This is a genomic window from Pseudoalteromonas sp. S3260, from assembly GCF_005886925.1.
Classification (GTDB): Bacteria; Pseudomonadota; Gammaproteobacteria; order Enterobacterales; family Alteromonadaceae; genus Pseudoalteromonas; species Pseudoalteromonas tetraodonis.
In genome coordinates this window covers 1-317 of record NZ_PNCV01000228.1, presented here as the reverse complement: position 1 = coordinate 317, position 317 = coordinate 1, and the positions used below count along the sequence as shown (strand labels likewise).

Annotated in this window: 1 pseudogene; it reads right to left on the bottom strand. The window is 51.1% G+C overall.

From position 1 onward, the window contains the following. Positions 1-317, bottom strand: a pseudogene (gene yebU, locus CWC14_RS18270) (16S rRNA (cytosine(1407)-C(5))-methyltransferase RsmF); the annotation flags it as partial.

The following is a 317-nucleotide window of genomic DNA, read 5'->3' as shown; positions in this document are numbered from 1 at the left end:
GCAACATGGAGCTGGCCTCTTGCACATAAATACAGCCACTTAAGTGAATGTCGGTGCGGCCAATGGGCAATGCCTGTTCTTCCTCTTGCGGGCGAGTGAGCCAAAATCCCTCAGGGCACCATGGAATAGCAGTAATGTGCCACTGTTTGTCGGCGCAATAATCGCGAAATGCTGCCACCGACATTTTTAATGTATTCACCCTTACCGCACGTTTCAGCGGGCGCTGGCAGGCAGCAACGAAGTCTTGTAATTGCAAGTGTTCGGGGAGGTAGGACGCAACGTCGTCCAAAAAGGCATCGGGAATATAAGTATGCTTA